Here is a 20,017-nt window from a genome sequence, read left to right as displayed (position 1 = left end):
CCTGTCTGACCATGCAACTGCGACTTGACGCGCTTGAACCGCATCTGGCCAAGGGGCTCGCCGGCCTGTACGTCGTGTACGGCGACGAGCATCTGCTTGCGCAGGAAGCGTGCGACCGGATTCGAGCCGCGGCGCGCGCGGCGGGGTTCACGGACCGGAATGTGTTCACCGTCGAGCGGGGCTTCGACTGGAGTTCGCTGCTGGGTGCGAGCCAGTCGATGTCGCTGTTTGGCGACAAGCAACTGGTCGAGTTGCGCATTCCGACCGGCAAGCCGGGCAAGGAAGGCGCGGAGGCGCTGAAGACGCTCGCCGATGCGGCTAATCCGGATGTGCTTACGCTTGTCACTCTGCCGCGACTCGACGCGGCAACGCAGAAAGCCGGCTGGTTCACCGCGCTGGCGGATGCGGGCGTCGCGTTGAAGATCGACCCGGTCGAGCGCGCGCAATTGCCAGGCTGGATCGGGCAACGGCTCGCGCTTCAGCAGCAACGCGTTGCGCCGGGCGAAGACGGCCGGCGGGCATTGCAGTTCATGGCGGAGCGGGTTGAGGGCAATCTGCTGGCCGCGCACCAGGAAATCCAGAAGCTCGGGCTGCTTTATCCGGCGGGCGTGCTGAGCTTCGAACAGATTCACGACGCCGTGCTGAATGTTGCACGCTACGACGTGTTCAAGCTGAACGAGGCGATGCTGGCGGGCGATGTCGGCCGCCTGTCGCGGATGCTCGACGGTCTGCGCGGTGAAGGCGAGGCCGCAGTGCTCGTGCTGTGGGCCGTGGTGGAGGAAATCCGCACGCTGCTGCGGATCAAACGCGGCGTCGCGGCGGGTAAGCCGCTCGCGATGCTGACGCGCGAGAATCGCGTGTGGGGACCGCGCGAGCGGCTCATCGGGCCAGCGCTGTCGCGCGTGACCGAAGCGGCGCTCGAGAAGGCGCTGACCTTGGCCGCCAAGCTCGATCGGCAAGTGAAGGGTTTGTCGGGCGGCACGCCGGGCAAGCGGCTTAGCGACCCGCCGCCTGACCCGTGGGCGGGGCTCTTTGAACTGGCGATGACGGTGGCGTCGTCGCCGGCCCCGGGTAACGGCGCACGGGCGTCGGCGTCGGGCATGCCCAGGGCGCCGACAAACGTACCGGCCACGGCGGCTGGGCGACCGTCGCCCGCGGCGTCTGCGCGGCGGCCTTCTTAGCAGCCCTGCGCGCGGTCGCCGCGTACCCACGATGGCCGATGTGCCGCGCGGCGCGTTGCTGCGGCGCGATACGCACCCGTCGGCCCAATTCATCCTGTCGCGGCGCGTACATTTGCGCCGGGACTTACAATCGATCCAACGTTCGCTAACTCATAGTATCCGCGCCTCGTCGTGAAAGCGCGGTCCGACGGAAACCACCATGGATATCGACCAGTACATGACCGACCTCGGCCGCCGCGCGCGCCGCGCCTCGCGCGCGATGGCGCGCGCGTCGACGGCGGCGAAGAATGCCGCGCTCGAAGCGGTCGCGCGGGCCATCGAGCGCGATACGGCCGTGTTGAAGGAAGCGAATGCGCGCGACGTCGCGAAGGCTCGCGAGAAAGGCCATGATGCCGCGTTCGTCGATCGTCTGACGCTCTCCGACAAGGCGCTGAAGACGATGGTCGAAGGCCTGCGGCAGGTGGCCGCGCTGCCGGATCCGATCGGCGAGATCAGCAATCTGAAATACCGGCCGAGCGGCATCCAGGTCGGACAGATGCGCGTGCCGCTCGGCGTGATCGGGATCATCTACGAATCGCGGCCGAACGTGACGATCGACGCGGCCGCGCTGTGCCTGAAGTCGGGCAACGCGACGATCTTGCGCGGCGGTTCGGAAGCGCTCGAATGCAATACGGCGCTTGCGAAGCTGATCGGCGAAGGGCTCGATGCGGCCGGATTGCCGCAGGACGCCGTGCAAGTGGTCGAAACGCCGGATCGCGCGGCGGTCGGCAAGCTGATCACGATGACCGAATACATCGACGTGATCGTGCCGCGCGGCGGCAAGAGCCTGATCGCGCGGCTGATGGAGGAAGCGCGCGTGCCGATGATCAAGCATCTCGATGGCATTTGCCACGTGTATGTGGATGAGCGCGCGGATATCGCGAAAGCGATGAACGTCTGCGATAACGCGAAGACGCATCGCTACGGCACGTGCAACACGATGGAGACGCTGCTCGTGGCGCGCGGAATCGCTGAGCAGGTGCTGCCGAAGCTCGGCAAGCTTTATCGCGAAAAGGATGTGGAGTTGCGCGTGGATGCGGCGGCGCGCGAATTGCTGCGAGCTGCGGGTGTCGGGCCGCTCGTCGAGGCGACCGAAGAGGATTGGCGCACCGAGTATCTCGCGCCGGTGCTGGCGGTGAAAATTGTCGAAGGCATCGACGAGGCGATCGAGCACATCAACACGTACGGATCGGCGCATACGGATGCAATCGTCACCGAAGATCACGACCGCGCGATGCGGTTTCTACGTGAGGTGGATTCGGCGAGTGTGATGGTCAATGCGTCGACGCGTTTTGCCGACGGCTTCGAATTCGGCTTGGGCGCGGAGATTGGCATTTCCAACGACAAACTGCATGCGCGCGGGCCGGTGGGCCTCGAAGGATTGACGTCGTTGAAGTATGTCGTGCTGGGGCATGGCGAAGGACGTCAGTAATTTTCGATTCGCAGTCACATTCGAACGACGACAAAGAACAGGGACTTTATCGATGCTCTGGATCAAAACGTTTCATATCGTATTGATCGCAGCCTGGTTTGCCGGGCTTTTTTATTTGCCGCGGATTTTTGTGAATCTGGCGATGGAGACTGAGCCGGCGGCAATTGCACGATTGCTGACGATGGCGCGCAAGCTGTTCAGATTTATGTCGCTGATTGCGGTGCCGGCGCTGGCTTGCGGGTTGTGGCTCTGGCTCGCGGTGGGGATTGGGCGCGGGCAGGGGTGGATTCACGCGAAGGTCGGGGTAGTGGTTTTGCTTGTGCTGTATCACGTGTACTGCGGCCTGTTGCTGCGCACGTTCGAGCGCGGCGAAAACCGGCGCTCGCATAAGTGGTATCGGATGTTCAACGAGCTACCGGTGCTCGGGATGCTTGCCGCAGTCGCGTTGGTCGTAATCAAGCCGTTTTAAATCTCTTCAAGTCGTTCGCAATCCTTTAATGAGGCGCCACCGATTCTGCAGTCGGTAGGCGCCTTTGCTTTTTTCTGCGCGGCCATTTCGGCTTTTCAGGCGCTCTTTTCTTCCTGATTCTCATCCATCAAATGGCATGGAATTCGCCACGGGTCTCTGTGTGGTGAGTACTTCGCTCGCACGCTTATTTCTCGGTTCGCAATCGTGATCGCATCGCAGGCGTTTGCATTGCGCGTCGTCCTGTTTTAGTCGATGACGTTCGCCATCGAAGTGCTCTAAAACGCTCGTTTGACAATTCGCTTACGGCGTCCTACGCCATTGTTCTAATGCGTTTTTAAGTCCCTCACGCCCTATTCGGAGTAGTCCGATATCCGCTTAAGACTCCTGGAAATAAAGTTCATCCCGCGGTAGATGGGCTAGGCGGATTCTCTCTATATCAAATTTCTCCTGTCCCACCTTCCGGCTTCGGCCGATCGACACGCGATAGCGGTTCACGACTTCTCGTGTCCCGAGGCCGGTCTGAAGTGTCCATTTTTTCATTGATCAAAGGCGTCGCTGAATCGGCGCCATGGGATGTTTTTGCGTCTGCTTTCGTGCGGTGACCCGTTGCGTTTCTGGCGTTTGAATTGTCTCGGTATTTTTAGGATTGCGTGATGAATAAGGCTTATCGGTCAGTTTGGAATGAGTCCACCGGTACGTGGGTTGCGGCAGCGGAAACCGCCAAGGGTCGGAAAAAATCGTCGTCTGCATCGCGGACGGGCGCCGCGCTCATGACGGCGCTCTCCGCCGTATCGTTCGCCCCGGCGGCGATGGCTGCCGTAGGGGGTATGGAAATCTGCAAGTCGGGGTCGAGCGGTACCCAGGGCTTTAACCAGTTTACGTCTTGCACATTGTCACGGGATGGCTTGATCAACAACGGCGGCGTCGGTCTGTTTGCCAACCCGCAGGGCTGGAACGCCAGCGCGAACGATCCAGCATCCCTGATCGTGTCCGACAAGGGCTTCGTCCAGCTCGATGCGACGGACAAAATCATCGTCAAGCAACAGATGACGATGGAAGGCAAGAAGATTTTCAACCTAGCCAATGGCACGGCCGATACCGACGCAGTGAACGTCTCGCAGCTCAAGGGCGTGACGACGGCACTGGGCGGTGGTGCAGAGGTGAACGCCGACGGCACGGTCAAGGCGCCGTCGTACAACGTGGCTGGCAGCACGTATTCGGACGTTGGCGCGGCGCTTTCAGCGGTCGACGCGAAAGCAGCAACCGGTGCCGCGGACGGCGTGAAGTACGACACTTCGGCGCACGACAAGGTGACGTTCAATGGCGCGACGGGCACTACGCTTTCCAACGTGAAGGCAGGTGCGCTGAGCGCATCGAGCACGGACGCGGTGAATGGCTCGCAGCTGTTCGCGACCAACAAGCGCATCGACGACATCAACTACAACATGGGCAACATCGGTGATGCAGTGATGTACGACTCGTCGGCGCATGATCGACTCACGCTGGGCGGACTTGCTGGCGGCACGATGACGGCTCCGGTGATCCTGAGCAACGTCGCGGACGGCAAGAGCAAGTACGACGCGGTGAACTTCGGTCAGTTGTCGGCGCTGCAAGGTCAGGTGACGAACCTCGACAACCGCGTGACGGTCGTCGAAGGTCAGGTGATCAACATGAGCGGCGGCGGCAGCTGGAACAACGATGCAGGCGGCAAGAAGATCACCAACGTCGCGGAAGGCACCGAAACCACCGATGCGGTCAATGTCGGTCAGCTGAACGAAGCCGTTGCCAACGCGAACAGCTACACCGATGCGCGCATCGGCGATCTGCCGAGCGGCATGACGTCGAAGGACTACATCGACCAGAGCATGAAGTCGATGCAGTCGCAGGTGAACTCGGTTGCCAAGAACTCGTACGGCGGTATCGCCGCGGCCACCGCGCTGACGATGATTCCGGACGTCGATCAAGGCAAGACGATCGCGGTCGGTGTCGGCACCGGCAACTACAAGGGCTATCAGGCTGTCGCGCTCGGCGCTTCGGCTCGCATCACGCAGAACCTGAAGGTGAAGCTCGGTGCGGGTATGTCCCCGGGTAACGGCACGGCCATCGGTGCGGGTGCTTCGTACCAGTGGTAAGCCGTTAGGCGGTCGAGCGGCGCGGTCCTGGCCGCTCGACTGTCAGTTGCAAGACTCGTGTAGTTCCTGTTAGCAGTACCTTGAGACGGGCTCCTTCGGGAGCCCGTTTTTTATGGCGCGGCCGTTCGCGTGCAGCGCTTTCTTTATCCTTCGGGCCCAATCCGCCTGCGCGTGATCAGGTCCTTCGCGCCGGCCAGTTTCTCGGCCAGTTCCGGTCCCCGTTGCAGCGCGACGCCCACCGCCAGAATGTCGCCGATCGCGAGATGCGAGGTGCGCGACGTCATCGGCGAAAAAATATCCGTGTCTTCATCGACGTTCGCGAACAGCCCGATCGACGCGATCCGCGCGAGCGGCGAATTGCCGTGCGTGACCGCGATCACTTTTGCCCCGGCCGCAAGCGCGGACTTCGCCGCATCGACGATGTCGCGCGTGCGTCCCGTATTCGAAATCGCGACGACCACATCGCCTTTGCCAAGCAGCGCCGCGGACATCAGAAACGTATGCGGATCCGAATACGCGACGCTCGGCATGCCGAGCCGGAAAAACTTGTGCTGCATATCCAGCGCGGTGACGCCCGAGCCGCCTGCGCCGTAAAACTCGATCCGGCGCGCATGGGCAAGCAGGTCGATTGCCGCCGCGACGCTGTCGGTCGACAGGTTGTTGCGCACCTGAATGAGCGCGCCAATGGTCCGGTCGAGCACTTTGGCGGCGACGCCCGGCGCCGGTTCGTCCGGCCGCACGTCGCGATAGACGGCGGGCACGTCGGCTGCAATACCTTGCGCGAGCCTGATCTTGAACTCGCGGAAGCCCGAAAACCCGAGCGCATGACAAAAGCGCGCAATGGTCGGCTGGCTCACGCCCGCACGCGCGGCGACTTCCGTCATCGACAGGTCGAGCACCTCGCGGGGCGCCTCGATGACGTAGTCGGCGAGCTTGCGTTCGGACGGGCGCAACTGATCGCGCATCGCTTCCACCTGGGACAACATCATCGGAGAACTCGCCCTATGCTGAAGAAAGAAACGAATGGACTATAGCTGAACAGTAGAATAGGTACAAAAACTACATTTCGGTGGGTAGGTGATTTCCCTGGGATTCGGGCGAGTTTATTGGAAGCCTTTGAAAATGCGGCTCATGAGCCCATCGACTGAATCTCGAATTCAGCGTCGGCCACATTGATTCGATGTAGTTTTTCTACTAAACTCCATGGAACGGTCGAAACGCCGACCGTGTCCCCGCGATACCGAATCCGGCGCGAGCGCCTCCCGACATGCGCATCGGCCAGCCAGAGCGACGAAGGAGCATCATCGATGGTTTCCCCGCATTCTCAATTGATGAAGGTCACGCGTCGCGTGATCGAGCGCAGCAAACCGACCCGCGATGCCTACCTCGCGCGCATCGAACAGGCGCAGGGTCATTTCCCGGCACGCGGCACATTGTCGTGCGCGAACCTCGCGCACGGTTTCGCCGGACTCGAAGGCAACGACAAGTTCGCGATCAAGGCGATCGGTCAGCCGAACATCGGCATCGTGTCCTCGTACAACGAGATGTTGTCCGCGCACGCGCCGTACAAGACATTCCCGGACATCATCAAAGCCGCCGCGCGCGAAAACGGCGGCGTCGCGCAATTCGCGGGCGGCGTGCCCGCGATGTGCGACGGCATCACGCAAGGCAACGCGGGCATGGAGCTGTCGCTCTTTTCGCGCGAAGTGATCGCGATGAGCACGGCGGTCGCGCTCACGCACAACATGTTCGATGCGGCGCTGTGTCTCGGCGTGTGCGACAAGATCGTGCCAGGCCTGATGATCGGGGCGCTGCAATTCGGCCATCTGCCGACCATCTTCGTGCCGGCCGGCCCGATGACGAGCGGCCTGTCGAACGACGACAAGGCGAAGATCCGTCAGCAGTTCGCGACCGGCGGCTGCGACCGCGGCGCGCTGCTCGAGGCGGAAGCCGCCGCGTACCACAGCCACGGCACGTGCACGTTCTACGGCACCGCGAACAGTAACCAGATGCTGATGGAAGTGATGGGCATGCATCTGCCGGGCTCGGCATTCGTGCATCCGCATACGCCGCTGCGCGACGCGCTGACCGCGCAGGCCGCACGCCGTGTGCTCGATCTGACCGCCGACCGCGGCAACTACATGCCGATCGGCCATGTCGTCGATGAAAAGGCGGTTGTGAACGGCATCGTCGCTTTGCTCGCGACCGGCGGTTCGACGAATCACACGCTGCACCTCGTCGCGATTGCGCGCGCGGCCGGCATCATCATCGACTGGGACGACTTCGATACGCTCTCGCAAGCCGTGCCGCTGCTCGCGAAGGTCTACCCGAACGGCAAGGCCGATGTGAATCACTTCCACGCGGCCGGCGGCGTGGCGTTCCTCGTGCGTAATCTGCTCGAAGGCGGCTTGCTGCACGACGATGTGAACACCGTCGCGGGCAAGGGGCTCTCGCATTACACGCAGGAGCCGAAGCTGATCGACGACACGCTCACGTGGGTGCCGGGCGCGCATGAGAGCCACGACACGAAAGTACTGCGCAGTATCAAGGAACCGTTCCAGCCCGACGGCGGCTTGCGTCTGATGCAGGGCAAGCTCGGCCGCGGCGTGATCAAGATCTCCGCGGTCGCGCACGAGCACCGCGCGGTGAAAGCGCCGGCGATCGTGTTCGATTCGCAGGAGGCCGTGCAGGAAGCGTTCGATAATGGCGAACTGAAGCGCGATTTCATTGCGGTCGTGCGGTTCCAGGGTGCGCGCGCAAATGGCATGCCCGAACTGCATCGTTTGACGCCGCTGCTCGGTGTGCTGCAGGATCAGGGTTTCCATGTGGCGCTCGTTACCGATGGCCGTATGTCCGGCGCATCGGGCAAGGTGCCCGCGGTGATTCACGTGTCGCCCGAGGCGCTGCTGCAAGGCCCGCTCGGCAAAGTGCGTAGCGGCGATACGATCGTCATCGACGCGGAAGCGGGCGTGCTCGACATCGAGATCGACGAAGCCGAATGGGCGCAGCGGCCGCTCGCGGTGTGTCACCATCAGGCGGAGAACGAAGTGGGCTTCGGTCGCGAACTGTTTGGCGTGTTCCGCGCGGCGGCGGCGCCGGCAGAGCTCGGTGCATCGGTGTTCGGTCCGCTTGCAGGCGAGACCGAAGCGGCCCACGCGCATGGCCACGGCGCGCAGGCGGGCGCATCGGCAGACCACGAGGCGAAAAAGCACGCCAGCGCAAACACCGCACACGCGCAACCTAGCCACGCAATGCACAAGTAAGGAGTGTGACCATGACGTCAAAGACAGTAAGCGACATCGTTCGGCTCGGCCCCGTCATTCCGGTGCTCGCATTCGATTCGGTCGAGCAGGGCGAGAACGTGTCGCGCGCATTGCATGCGGGCGGCGTGAAGGTGCTCGAAATTACGCTGCGGACCGAAGCGGGTTTGAAAGCGATCGAGCGCGCGAGCCAGCTCGCGGAAGATATCGTGGTCGGTGTCGGCACGATCACGAGGCCCGAGCAATGCGCATTGGCGAAGCAAGCCGGCGCTCGGTTCGGCGTATCGCCGGGCCTGACGAAGGACATGCATCAGGCCGCGCAGGATGCCGGTCTGCCGCTGCTGCCGGGCGTGATGACGCCGACCGACATCATCGTTGCGCTCGAGCTCGGCTACGAGATCGTGAAATTTTTCCCCGCGCAGCAAGCGGGCGGCGTGCCGATGCTGCAGGCGTTTCAGGGACCGTTCCCGACGCTCAAGTTTTGCCCGACCGGCGGCATCACGGCCGAATCGGCGCCGAATTTTCTCGCGCTGCCGAACGTGGTGTGCGTCGGCGGTTCATGGCTCACGCCGAAGGCCGCGCTTGCCGCGCAGAACTGGGATGAAGTGACGCGCCTCGCGCGCGCCGCGACGGCACTCGCCGCGCACTGATGAAATGACCTTGCGATTCAAGCGTTGATCCACCCGGCATCGGGGTCTGCGCGACGCATGGAGCCTCGCCGATTCAGCCGCACGGCTGCAAAGGCGAGGCTTTTTGTTGTCCGCACGCAGTAAAATTCGCGTCCTGGTACGCGACGTGCAGCCGCACTCCGGCATCTGCATTGAAGACCAATAACGCAAAAGGAGGAGCTTCATGGGAGCGGTTCACGGCAGCATGCTGCTGGTCTACGGCGTGATCGCGATTGGTGTTTTGATCTTGATGATCACGCGGTTCAAGGTCTATCCGTTCCTCGTCCTGATCATCGTTTCCTTGCTGCTCGGGCTGGCTGCCGGTATGCCGGCCGGGTCGATCGTGAAGTCGTTCGAAACGGGCAACGGCAATACGCTCGGGCATATCGCGATCGTCGTCGGCCTTGGCACGATGCTCGGCAAGATGATGGCCGAATCGGGCGGCGCCGAACGCATCGCCACCACGCTGATTCGCTGGTTCGGCGAAAAGAACATTCACTGGGCGATGATGTTCGTCGCGGTCATCGTCGGTTTGCCGGTGTTTTTTGAAGTGGGCTTCGTGCTGCTGATTCCGATCGCATTCAACGTCGCGAAGCGCACGGGCAAGTCGCTGCTGCTGATCGGCTTGCCGATGGTCGCCGGTTTGTCGGTGGTGCACGGGTTGATTCCGCCGCATCCGGCCGCTTTGCTTGCCGTGCAGGCGTATCACGCGGATATCGGTCGCACGATTGTGTACGGGCTGATCGTCGGCGTGCCGACGGCGATTGTCGCGGGCCCGCTGTTCGCGTTGCTGATTCACCGCCACATCAGGTTGCCTGAGAACAATCCGCTCGCCGCACAGTTCATCGCACAGTCTGACGCGCAAGGCGAGCAGAAGGGCGAACAACAGGGCGAACAACAGGGCGAGCGCGACCTTCCGGGCTTCGGCGTGACGCTGTTCACGATCCTGCTGCCCGTTATCCTGATGCTGATCGGCAGCTGGGCCGATCTTGTCGCCGCGCCGAAGACGCTCGCGAACGATCTGCTTCACTTTATCGGCAATACCGACGTCGCACTGCTGATCGCCGTGCTCGTCAGCTTCTGGACATTCGGCGCGCAGCGCGGCTTCAATCGTGAACAGATCCAGAAGTTTTGCGGCGAATGTCTCGCGCCGATCGCGGGCATCACGCTGATTGTCGGCGCGGGCGGCGGATTCGGGCGCGTGCTGATGGATAGCGGTATTTCGAAGCAGATCGTCGACACGGCGACTTCCGCGCATCTGTCACCGCTGTTGCTTGGCTGGTCGGTGGCCGCGCTGATTCGCCTTGCCACCGGCTCCGCGACCGTTGCGATGACCACAGCCTGCGGGATCGTCGCGCCGATCGCGTCCGCGGCCACGGTTGCCGTGAAGCCCGAACTGCTCGTGCTCGCAACGGGCTCGGGTTCGCTGATTTTCTCTCACGTCAACGATGGCGGTTTCTGGTTGATCAAGGAATACTTCGGCATGACGGTTGGTCAGACGTTCAAGACCTGGTCGCTGTGCGAGACCCTCATTTCGTTGCTTGGCCTGGGACTGACCTTCGCTTTGGCGGCGGTCCTGTAAGGAGTGTTTGATGATTCTGATTGTGATGGGCGTGTCGGGCGCCGGAAAAACGCGTATCGGCGAGTTGCTCGCCGAGCGCCTGCACTGCGAATTCACCGATGGCGACGCGTTTCACAGCGCGGCGAACAAGGAGAAGATGCACCAGGGCATTCCGCTCACCGACGACGACCGCTGGCCGTGGCTAAAGGCGATACGCGCGGCAATCGAAGAGAAACAGCGCACGCATGAGACGGCGGTGTTCACCTGCTCGTCGCTCAAGCGTTCGTATCGCGACATCCTGCGCGCCGGCGACAGGGACGTGTGCTTCGTTTATCTGAAGGGAACGCGCGAGGTGCTGCAGGAGCGGTTGACGACGCGCACCGGACACTTCTTCGATCCGTCGTTATTGCAAAGCCAGCTCGATACGCTCGAAGAGCCGGGAGTGGACGAAGCGATTACGGTGAGCATCGATCTGACGCCGGAGCGGATGGTCGATGAGGTGCTCGATCAGCTGAAGTCGCGCTGATCGGGCGTAAGGGAGCGGCGGCGTCCCGGTTTGCCGGCCAAAGCTTGCCGGCCAAGTTTGCCGCGGCAAAAAAAGAGCCGCCCTTGTGCAAAATGAGCGCGGCTCGCTTGATTGGCGACTGACGTCGCTTATGTACGCCGTTCAGGCAATCCGCTTCGCCAACTCCACCGCCTTGCCAACATAAGAACCCGGCGTCATCGCCAGCAGCCGTTCTTTCGCATCGGCCGGAATATTCAGGCCGCCGATAAACGTCTGCAGCGCGTCGCGCGTAATGCCCTTGCCGCGCGTCAATTCCTTCAACTGCTCGTACGGATTTTCGATTCCATAGCGACGCATGACGGTCTGCACCGGCTCGGCCAGCACTTCCCAGCAGTTGTCGAGGTCTTCGTTGAGCCGTTGCGGATTCACTTCGAGCTTGTCGAGACCGCGAATCAGCGCGTCGTAGGCGAGCAGCGAGTAACCGAACGCCACGCCGATATTGCGCAGTACCGTCGAATCGGTCAGATCGCGCTGCCAGCGCGACACCGGCAGCTTGTCCGCAAGGTGACGCAGCGTTGCGTTCGCCAGCCCGAGGTTGCCTTCCGAATTTTCGAAGTCGATCGGATTGACCTTGTGCGGCATGGTCGACGAACCAATTTCGCCGGCCTTCGTCTTTTGCTTGAAGTAGCCGATCGAGATATAGCCCCACACGTCGCGATCGAGATCGAGCAGGATCGTGTTCGCGCGCGCGACCGCATCGAACAGTTCCGCCATATAGTCGTGCGGCTCGATCTGAATGGTGTACGGGTTGAACGTCAGCTTCAGCCGTTCTTCGACGACCTTGCGCGAAAACGCTTCCCAGTCGAATTCCGGATACGCGGACAGATGCGCGTTGAAGTTGCCGACCGCGCCGTTCATCTTGCCGAGCAGTTCGACCCTGGCGATGCGCTCGATCGCGCGCGCGAGGCGTGCGGCCACGTTCGCGATTTCCTTGCCGAGCGTTGTCGGGCTGGCCGGCTGGCCGTGCGTGCGCGACAGCATCGGTTGTTCGGCCTGCGCATGCGCAAGCGCGACGAGGCGCTGATGCACCGCGCGCAGCGCCGGCAGGATGACGTGCTCACGCGCGCCGGCAATCATCAAACCGTGCGACGTGTTGTTGATGTCCTCCGACGTGCACGCGAAGTGGATGAACTCGCTCGCGCGCTCGAGCTCCGGCTGTCCCTTCACCGACTCCTTCAGCCAGTATTCGACCGCCTTCACGTCGTGGTTCGTCACGCGCTCGATATCCTTGATCCGCGCCGCGTCGTGCGCGGTGAAGCGCTCGACCAGTTGCAGCAGGAACTGCTCGGACGCGGGCGAGAAACGCGGCACTTCGGCGAACCCGGCATGCGACAGCGCAATCAGCCAGTGAATCTCGACAGTCACGCGGTGGCGCATAAAGGCGGCTTCCGAAAGCCAGTCGCGCAGGGCTTCGGTTTTCGGCGCGTAGCGGCCGTCGAGCGGGGACAGCGCGGTCAGCGCGAACAGGGTATCGGGGCGGGTGTCGGACATGATGGGGCGGACGCGCAGCGTCAGGACGGAAACGGGGAGAACCGCGAATTTTACCACCGTGGGCGTGTCGCCGAGGACGTCGGCTCCGTCGGGCCACTGCGCCGCCGCTAGAATGGCGGCTTCGCCGGATTTCCTTTTTCCCCGCCGCCCACAGGCTCTCGCATGGAACTGAAATGGCTCGAAGACTTCGTGTCGCTTGCGGAAACCCGCAGCTTCAGCCGTTCGGCTGAACTGCGGCACGTCACCCAACCGGCGTTTTCGCGCCGCATTCAGGCGCTCGAAGCGTGGCTCGGCACGGAACTGATCGACCGATCCGTGTACCCGACGCGTCTGACCAACGCCGGCCAGGTGTTCTACGAGCAGGCGCTTGCGATGCTGTCGCAATTCCACGAAGCGCGCACGCTGTTGCGAGGCCACACCGCGACGCCTGCCGCGACGATCGAATTCGCGGTGCCGCATACGTTGTCGCTCACCTATTTTCCGCGCTGGCTGCAGCGCATCGAAGCGCAGCTCGGGCCGATTCATACACGCCTGCGTGCGCTGAACGTACACGACGCGGTGTTGTCGCTCGTCGAAGGCGGCTGCGATCTCGTCATGGGCTATCACCATCCGAGCCATCCGGTCGCGCTCGATCCTGCCCGATACGACATGCTGACGCTCGGCATCGAGCCGATCAGTCCGTTCTCGGCGCCGGGCCGCGCGGGTCGCGCGCGCCACACGCTGCCGGGCACGCCCGATGCGCCCGCGCCGTACTTGTCGTACACGCCGAACGCGTATCTCGGCCGCATGACCGAGGTGATCATCTCGAACGCGCCGCAGCGGCTATACCTCGATCGCGTCTACGAAACCGACATGGCGGAGGGACTGAAAGCAATGGCGCTGGCCGGGCACGGTATCGCGTTTCTTCCGCATAGCGCCGTCGAAGACGCGGTCGCCGACGGCCGCCTGCTCCGTCTCGACCGCGCGACGCGCGGCGGCGGCGCGCAAGGGCAGTTCACGTTGACGATGGAGATCCGCCTCTATCGCGACAAGCTCGCCGTACAAGGCGACGACCCGCGGCATACGCTGATACGCGCGCTGTGGGACGTGGTGTCGGCCGAGCTTGCGCAAGACGCCAGCTGATGGATCGGTGCGAAGTGCGTGCATGCACGCGCTATCGCCGCCCCCGGCAATAGCGTTTTGTGCATTCCGGAGGTTATGCATAAAAAACATAACGGGATGATCAAACGGCATTGGCCTTCGCAGAGGCGATTTTCGACAATGGCGTCATTCGTTGACCGTCGGAGTCTTCATGTCATCCCAATCGAAGTTCGAAACATCGCCGGAAACCCTGCCCTCCTATCTGCATCAGGACGATCTCGGCCCGTGGGGCAACTACCTGCGCCAGGTCGACCGCGTCGCGCCGTACCTCGGTACGCAATCGCGCTGGATCGAAACGCTCAAGCGTCCCAAACGCATCCTGATCGTCGATGTACCGATCGAACTCGATAACGGCACCGTCGCTCACTTCGAAGGCTATCGTGTGCAGCACAACGTCTCGCGCGGCCCCGGCAAGGGCGGCGTGCGTTATCACCAGGACGTGACGCTGTCGGAAGTGATGGCGCTTTCCGCGTGGATGTCGGTCAAGAACGCGGCGGTCAACGTGCCGTACGGCGGCGCCAAAGGCGGCATCCGCGTCGATCCGCGCAAGCTGTCGCGCGGCGAACTCGAGCGCATGACGCGCCGCTACACGAGCGAAATCGGCATCATCATCGGGCCGAACACCGATATTCCCGCGCCGGACGTGAATACGAACGAGCAGATCATGGCGTGGATGATGGACACGTACTCGATGAACCAGGGCCAGACGGCCACGGGCGTCGTGACCGGCAAGCCGATCACGCTCGGCGGCTCGCTCGGCCGCCGCGAAGCGACGGGCCGCGGCGTGTTCGTGGTCGGATGCGAAGCGGCGCGGCGCACCGGCGTTCCGATCGAAGGCGCGCGCGTCGCGGTGCAGGGCTTCGGCAATGTGGGCGGTATCGCGGCGCGGCTCTTTCAGGAAGCCGGCGCGAACATCGTCGCCGTGCAGGACCACACGGGCACGCTGCACAAGTCGACCGGCATCGATGCGGGCGCGCTGCTCGAGCATGTCGCAAAGACCGGTGGCGTTGGCGGCTTCCGTGAAGCGGACACCATCGCGAACGACGACTTCTGGACCATCGAATCGGACATCCTGATTCCGGCCGCGCTCGAAAACCAGATCACCGAGAAAAACGCGCCGAAAATCCGCACGAAAATCATCGTGGAAGGCGCGAACGGCCCGACCACGACCGCGGCCGACGACATCCTGCACGACAAGGGGGTGCTCGTCATTCCGGACGTCGTCGCGAATGCGGGCGGCGTGACCGTCTCGTACTTCGAGTGGGTGCAGGATTTTTCGAGCTTCTTCTGGACCGAGGACGAGATCAACGAGCGGCTCGAGCGCGTGATGCGCGAGGCATTTGCCGCGGTCTGGCAGGTTGCCGACGAGCAGAAGGTGTCGGTGCGCACGGCGGCGTTTATCGTCGCGTGCAAACGGATTCTGATGGCGCGCGAGATGCGCGGGCTCTACCCCTGATTGGGGGCCCCCAGCCCGGGTTTAATTTTTCACAAACGGTTTGTGCGCGATTCTGTATGATCGCGCACATTGCAGGCGGACGGCGTTGTAAGATGCCGTCCGCTTTTGCGTATGCGTTCCGTAGGGGGTAGCGCGCGGGACGCAATACCGGACACAGTGCTGGATTTACGCAACATTTGTGTCCGGACATGGTTAACGACCATTCTTTCAAAATAGTTACTTTGATACACTTGCGCCGGTATTGGCCAAGGAGACTTACAAATGAAGGTTAAAAAAGCTGCGCTGCTTCTCGCGACTGTCGGACTGTTTTCGGGTTTGTTTGCGGCGGGTGCTCATGCACAGGACGCCGGCACGCTTAAGAAGATCAAGGACACGGGCGTTATTTCGCTCGGTCACCGCGAATCGTCGATTCCGTTTTCGTACTATGACGACAAGCAGAATGTGGTTGGTTATTCGCAGGAATTCGCGCTGGTCGTGGTCGAAGCCGTCAAGCAGAAGCTGAACATGCCGAACCTGAAGGTGAAGCTCACGCCGGTGACGTCGCAAAACCGCATTCCGCTCGTGCAGAACGGCACGATCGACCTCGAGTGCGGTTCGACCACGAACAACACCGAGCGCCAGCAGCAGGTCGCATTCTCGAACACGATCTTCGTGATCGGCACGCGCCTGATGACGAAGAAAGATTCCGGCATCAAGGATTTCCCGGACCTGAAGGGCAAGACGGTCGTGACGACCGCCGGCACCACGTCCGAGCGCCTGCTTCGCAAGATGAATCAGGACAAGAACATGGGCATGAACATCATCAGCGCGAAGGACCACGGCGAGTCGTTCCTCACGCTGTCGACGGGTCGTGCCGCCGCGTTCATGATGGACGACGCGCTGCTCGCCGGCGAGCGCGCCAAGTCGAACAACCCGAACGACTTCGTGATCGTCGGCACGCCGCAATCGCGTGAAGCGTACGGCTGCATGCTGCGCAAGAACGATCCGGAATTCAAGAAGGTGGTCGACGACGCGATCGCGAAGCTCGAAACATCGGGCGCAGCCGATCCGATCTACAAGAAGTGGTTCGAATCGCCGATTCCGCCGAAGGGCCTGAACCTGAACTTCCCGGAAAGCGAAGATATCAAGGCGCTCTACAAGAGCCCGAACGACAAGGCAATCGACTAAGGTCGATCAACCGTTACCGTCGCAACGTGTTGAACGAAACGGAAGGGGCCGAACGCTTCTTCCGTTTCTTTTTGTTGGAGTCTTTGTCATGTCCTATCACTGGAACTGGGGCATTCTGCTAAGTCCGGTTTCCACGGGCGAGCCGACTACCTATCTGGGCTGGCTGATGTCCGGCTTCTGGGTGACGATCGTCGTCTCGCTGTCGGCATGGGTGATCGCGCTGATCGTCGGTTCGTTGTTCGGCGTGCTGCGCACCGTACCGAACAAAACGCTTTCCGCGATCGGCACCACCTATGTCGCGATCTTCCGCAACATCCCGCTGATCGTCCAGTTTTTCATCTGGTATCTCGTGATACCGGAATTGCTGCCGGTGTCGATCGGCACCTGGTTCAAGCAATTGCCGCCGACCGTGCAGTTCTTCTCGTCGTCGATTCTCTGTCTTGGTCTTTTCACCGCTGCGCGTGTCTGCGAGCAGGTGCGCTCGGGCATCAACGCGTTGCCGCGGGGCCAGCGCGCCGCCGGTCTCGCGCTCGGCTTCACGCAATGGCAGACGTACCGCTACGTGCTGTTGCCGGTTGCCTACCGCATCATCGTGCCGCCGCTCACGTCCGAGTTTCTGAATATCTTCAAGAACTCCGCGGTCGCGTCCACGATCGGTCTGCTCGAACTCTCGGCGCAGGCGCGGCAGCTCGTCGATTACACCTCGCAGGCGTATGAGTCGTTTATCGCGGTGACGGTCGCGTATATGGTGATCAACCTGATCGTGATGCAGCTGATGCGCATCCTCGAACACAAGACCCGCCTGCCGGGCTATATCGGAGGCAAGTGATGCATCACTTCGACTGGAGTGGTATTCCGGGCGCGCTGCCTACCTTATGGACCGGCGCGATCATCACGTTCGAGATTACCGTCATCGCGATTGTCTGCGGCATTCTGATCGGCACGGTGCTGGCGCTGCTGCGGCTATCGGGCGTCAAGCCGCTCGAGTGGTTCGCGCGCACGTATGTGACGCTGTTCCGCTCGATTCCGCTCGTGATGGTGCTGCTGTGGTTCTTCCTGATCGTGCCGCAGGTGTTGCAGAATCTGCTCGGGCTGTCGCCCGATATCGACATCCGGCTGGCTTCGGCCATGGTCGCGTTCTCGCTGTTCGAAGCCGCGTATTACTCGGAGATCATCCGGGCCGGCATTCAGGCGGTGCCGCGCGGCCAGGTCAATGCAGCGTTTGCGCTCGGCATGACGTACGGCCAGGCGATGAAGCTGATCGTGCTGCCGCAAGCGTTCCGCGCGATGGTGCCGCTGTTGCTCACGCAGGCAATCGTACTGTTTCAGGATACGTCGCTCGTCTACGTGATCGGCCTCGCCGACTTCTTCCGTACTGCTGCCAATATTGGCGATCGTGACGGCACGAGCGTCGAGATGGTACTGTTTGCGGGCGCCTGCTATTTCGTGATCTGCGTGATCGCGTCGAGCCTCGTCAAAAGTCTTCAGAAAAAGGTCGCAAGATGATCTCTATCAAGAATGTTTCGAAGTGGTACGGTCAGTTCCAGGTGCTGACCGACTGCACGACGGAAGTGAAAAAGGGCGAGGTGGTCGTCGTGTGCGGCCCGTCGGGTTCAGGCAAATCGACGCTGATCAAGACCGTAAACGGCCTTGAGCCGTTCCAGAAAGGCGATATCGTCATCAACGGCCAGTCGCTCGGCGACAAGAAGACCAACCTGTCGAAGCTGCGCGCGAAGGTCGGCATGGTGTTTCAGCATTTCGAGCTGTTCCCGCATCTGACGATCACGCAAAACCTGACGCTTGCGCAGGTCAAGGTGCTCGGCCGGTCGAAGGACGAGGCCGCGGCGAAGGGCATCAAGCTGCTCGATCGCGTCGGCCTGCGCGCGCATGCGGACAAGTTTCCGGGCCAGTTGTCGGGCGGACAGCAGCAGCGCGTGGCGATTGCGCGCGCGCTGTCGATGGATCCGATCGCGATGCTGTTCGACGAACCGACGTCCGCGCTCGACCCCGAGATGATCAACGAAGTACTCGATGTGATGGTCGAACTCGCGCAGGAAGGCATGACGATGATGTGCGTCACGCACGAAATGGGCTTTGCCAAGAAGGTCGCGCATCGCGTGATCTTCATGGACAAGGGGCTGATCGTCGAAGACGACCGCAAGGAAGACTTCTTTGCGAATCCGAAGTCGGATCGCGCGAAGGATTTTCTCGCGAAGATCTTGCACTGATTGCGCGCGAATGCGCTGCGCTTCGCCTGGCCGAAGCGCAACAAGCGGTCATGAAACGGGCAGCGCGAAGCTGCCCGTTCTGTTTTTGGCGACGCGGCACGACCGTCGCCAACGCAATTGCCGGGACTAACGCGCGACCGACGCCAGATCCGGCTTCGAAAAATCGCAAAGCCGCCGCGCCTGATCGGCAACGACCGAATACAGCGCCGACGGCCCGTCGTTGCGATAAATCGCGTAGTAGCGCACATCGGGCGGCCGCTGCGTCGAATCCAGCACATTGAGCAGCCCTTGCTCGACGAGGTCGGCGAAATAAAGCGCCGGCAAATAGCTCACGCCAAAGCCCGCCACCGTCAGCGAACTCAGCGCGATCAGGCTGTTGCCCGCGAACGTGCGCCGGATGGCGAGCTTTTTCGATTCGAACCAGCGGTCGTAGATCGCGTCGACGCCCGACGTGCCGATTTGCATCAGGATCGGATAGTTCGCGATTTCCTCGAGCGACAGCACGCGTGATGCGTCGACGAGCGACGGACTCGCCATCCATTTGAGTTGCAGCTTCCTGAGCGGCACTGACGTAAAGCGCGGATCCTTGAGCACCGTTGGCGCGATGATGAAATCGATATCGCCGCGCAGGAGCCGCGCACTCAGATTCGTGCTGACGTCGATTTCCGGCTCGAGCGACACCGTCGGATACGCCACGCGAATGTCCTGCACGAGCTTCGGCAGGAAGGTCAGCGCGATCAGCTCAGTGATGCCGAGGCGAAAGTGCCGGACCACTTCGACTTCCTTGCCCATTTTCTCAAGCAGACGGTCGCGCAACTGCAGCATTTCCTCGGCGGCCTCGAGCAACTCGCGGCCTTTGGGCGTCAATTGCACGGTGCGTCGGCTGCGATCGAAAAGCGGCGCGAGGAAGAACGCTTCGAGTTCGCTGATGCGCTTCGAAATGGCCGACTGCGTCGTGTACAGACGGTCCGCGGCCGCGCCGAAGGTGCCGAGGCGCGCGACCCAGTAGATCGCTTCGAGCTGCTTGAGCGTGAGCATGGTTCCAGAGCGATGAAGTGATGCGGTTAATGGAAAAGCGACGGGAGATAGCGGCGAACCTGCGGTAAACCGCAAGGTACAGCGTACGGCCGGTTTCCCGACCTATGAATTTTATTCATCTTTCGCGATGCCTTTTACTCCCGCTAAACGGCATTCTGGTTTGGGATACTGCGCGAACGGGTTGCGCGAG

At 62.0% G+C, this 20,017-nt stretch carries 16 protein-coding genes and 2 pseudogenes; 15 read left to right on the top strand and 3 right to left on the bottom strand.

The features are described 5' to 3' along the window. Positions 1 to 11: 11 nt before the first annotated feature. The 5 genes and pseudogenes from holA to ACYPXD_RS26340 all read left to right on the top strand — a co-directional run. Entirely contained in the window at positions 12 to 1,181 is a 1,170-nt protein-coding gene (gene holA / locus ACYPXD_RS26360) for a DNA polymerase III subunit delta (protein WP_459718157.1), read from the top strand. A 199-nt stretch (positions 1,182 to 1,380) separates the two neighbouring features. Then, the gene (locus ACYPXD_RS26355) at positions 1,381 to 2,652 is read left to right on the top strand and encodes a glutamate-5-semialdehyde dehydrogenase (RefSeq protein ID WP_459718153.1); all 1,272 of its coding nucleotides are present in this window, start codon (positions 1,381 to 1,383) and stop codon (positions 2,650 to 2,652) included. A gap of 52 nt (positions 2,653 to 2,704) precedes the next feature. Continuing rightward, on the top strand, positions 2,705 to 3,121 hold the full coding sequence (locus ACYPXD_RS26350) for a CopD family protein (RefSeq protein WP_459718515.1): 417 nt from the start codon (positions 2,705 to 2,707) through the stop codon (positions 3,119 to 3,121). A 653-nt stretch (positions 3,122 to 3,774) separates the two neighbouring features. Then, positions 3,775 to 4,536: pseudogene (locus ACYPXD_RS26345) on the top strand (ESPR-type extended signal peptide-containing protein); the annotation flags it as partial. A 51-nt stretch (positions 4,537 to 4,587) separates the two neighbouring features. Next, a pseudogene (locus tag ACYPXD_RS26340) lies at positions 4,588 to 5,253 on the top strand (YadA-like family protein); the annotation flags it as partial. Between the two features lie 143 nt (positions 5,254 to 5,396). Here the strand turns inward: ACYPXD_RS26340 and ACYPXD_RS26335 are convergent. After that, positions 5,397 to 6,242: a MurR/RpiR family transcriptional regulator gene (locus ACYPXD_RS26335; RefSeq protein WP_459718150.1), complete on the bottom strand. Its 846-nt coding sequence runs from the start codon at positions 6,240 to 6,242 to the stop codon at positions 5,397 to 5,399. A 318-nt stretch (positions 6,243 to 6,560) separates the two neighbouring features. Between ACYPXD_RS26335 and edd the strand changes: the two genes are divergently transcribed. The 4 genes from edd to ACYPXD_RS26315 all read left to right on the top strand — a co-directional run bounded on the left by edd (position 6,561) and on the right by ACYPXD_RS26315 (position 11,268). Next, the gene (edd, locus tag ACYPXD_RS26330; protein ID WP_459718147.1) at positions 6,561 to 8,516 is read left to right on the top strand and encodes a phosphogluconate dehydratase; all 1,956 of its coding nucleotides are present in this window, start codon (positions 6,561 to 6,563) and stop codon (positions 8,514 to 8,516) included. Positions 8,517 to 8,527: 11 nt separating this feature from the next. Continuing rightward, positions 8,528 to 9,163, top strand: a complete 636-nt coding sequence (eda, locus tag ACYPXD_RS26325; protein WP_459718143.1) for a bifunctional 4-hydroxy-2-oxoglutarate aldolase/2-dehydro-3-deoxy-phosphogluconate aldolase — start codon at positions 8,528 to 8,530, stop codon at positions 9,161 to 9,163. A gap of 202 nt (positions 9,164 to 9,365) precedes the next feature. Then, a complete protein-coding gene (locus ACYPXD_RS26320) occupies positions 9,366 to 10,763 on the top strand; it encodes a GntP family permease (protein ID WP_459718141.1) in 1,398 nt (465 codons plus the stop codon). 10 nt (positions 10,764 to 10,773) lie between these two features. Continuing rightward, entirely contained in the window at positions 10,774 to 11,268 is a 495-nt protein-coding gene (locus ACYPXD_RS26315; protein WP_459718138.1) for a gluconokinase, read from the top strand. Positions 11,269 to 11,409: 141 nt separating this feature from the next. Here the strand turns inward: ACYPXD_RS26315 and purB are convergent, their stop codons facing one another. After that, on the bottom strand, positions 11,410 to 12,798 hold the full coding sequence (purB, locus tag ACYPXD_RS26310) for an adenylosuccinate lyase (protein ID WP_459718134.1): 1,389 nt from the start codon (positions 12,796 to 12,798) through the stop codon (positions 11,410 to 11,412). Positions 12,799 to 12,960: 162 nt separating this feature from the next. Here purB and ACYPXD_RS26305 point away from each other — a divergent pair, with 162 nt between their 5' ends. The 6 genes from ACYPXD_RS26305 to ACYPXD_RS26280 all read left to right on the top strand — a co-directional run bounded on the left by ACYPXD_RS26305 (position 12,961) and on the right by ACYPXD_RS26280 (position 18,789). Next, complete coding sequence (locus tag ACYPXD_RS26305) at positions 12,961 to 13,920, top strand: LysR family transcriptional regulator (protein ID WP_459718131.1); 960 nt, start codon at positions 12,961 to 12,963, stop codon at positions 13,918 to 13,920. Between the two features lie 169 nt (positions 13,921 to 14,089). Then, the gene (locus ACYPXD_RS26300; protein ID WP_459718128.1) at positions 14,090 to 15,394 is read left to right on the top strand and encodes a Glu/Leu/Phe/Val family dehydrogenase; all 1,305 of its coding nucleotides are present in this window, start codon (positions 14,090 to 14,092) and stop codon (positions 15,392 to 15,394) included. Positions 15,395 to 15,655: 261 nt separating this feature from the next. Further along, the gene (locus ACYPXD_RS26295; protein ID WP_459718125.1) at positions 15,656 to 16,561 is read left to right on the top strand and encodes a glutamate/aspartate ABC transporter substrate-binding protein; all 906 of its coding nucleotides are present in this window, start codon (positions 15,656 to 15,658) and stop codon (positions 16,559 to 16,561) included. An 88-nt stretch (positions 16,562 to 16,649) separates the two neighbouring features. Continuing rightward, complete coding sequence (locus tag ACYPXD_RS26290; RefSeq protein ID WP_459718121.1) at positions 16,650 to 17,390, top strand: amino acid ABC transporter permease; 741 nt, start codon at positions 16,650 to 16,652, stop codon at positions 17,388 to 17,390. Further along, complete coding sequence (gene gltK / locus ACYPXD_RS26285; RefSeq protein ID WP_459718118.1) at positions 17,390 to 18,067, top strand: glutamate/aspartate ABC transporter permease GltK; 678 nt, start codon at positions 17,390 to 17,392, stop codon at positions 18,065 to 18,067. Before ACYPXD_RS26290 ends, gltK begins: the two co-directional genes overlap by 1 nt. Continuing rightward, the gene (locus ACYPXD_RS26280; RefSeq protein WP_459718115.1) at positions 18,064 to 18,789 is read left to right on the top strand and encodes an amino acid ABC transporter ATP-binding protein; all 726 of its coding nucleotides are present in this window, start codon (positions 18,064 to 18,066) and stop codon (positions 18,787 to 18,789) included. Before gltK ends, ACYPXD_RS26280 begins: the two co-directional genes overlap by 4 nt. Positions 18,790 to 18,915: 126 nt before the next feature. On the opposite strand, the gene ACYPXD_RS26275 is transcribed toward ACYPXD_RS26280, so the two are convergent. Beyond that, positions 18,916 to 19,827, bottom strand: a complete 912-nt coding sequence (locus ACYPXD_RS26275) for a LysR family transcriptional regulator (RefSeq protein ID WP_459718112.1) — start codon at positions 19,825 to 19,827, stop codon at positions 18,916 to 18,918. Positions 19,828 to 20,017 lie beyond the last annotated feature (190 nt).

This window comes from Paraburkholderia sp. 2C (assembly GCF_054589215.1).
This window is presented reverse-complemented; position numbering and strand designations above follow the sequence as displayed.